Annotated in this window: 1 pseudogene; it reads left to right on the forward strand. The window is 40.0% G+C overall.

The features are described 5' to 3' along the window. A pseudogene (locus tag MSG36_RS23810) lies at positions 1 to 410 on the forward strand (IS3 family transposase); the annotation flags it as partial.

Here is a 410-nt window from a genome sequence, read left to right on the forward strand (position 1 = left end):
GGTTGATATTCTTGATGCTGAACACGGAACTAGCCTCAGAAAAAAGTATCTCACCAAGGAGCAAGAAGTCTTCAAGAGCAGGAAGGAATAAGTTTAGTTCGAGTATGTAAGCTATGCGGGATGACGAGACAAAGCGTTTATCAACGAGAAAAGCGAGCTGCTCATCGCCAGTTGGAACTTAAACCCATCAAACAAATGGTGTTGGATATTAGACGCTATATGCCTCGGGTTGGCACTAGAAAACTCTACTTTTTACTTAAACCAAAGTTGCAAGCGCAAGGTATCAAGCTAGGTCGAGATGCACTTTTCAACTACTTACGTGATGAACGATTATTGGTAAGACCTAAACGTAGTTTTACAAAAACGACAAACAGTAAGCATTGGATGAAAAAACATCCGAACTTATTAAA

The organism is Vibrio sp. 1CM8B, from assembly GCF_023161685.1.
Taxonomy (GTDB): domain Bacteria; phylum Pseudomonadota; class Gammaproteobacteria; order Enterobacterales; family Vibrionaceae; genus Vibrio; species Vibrio coralliirubri.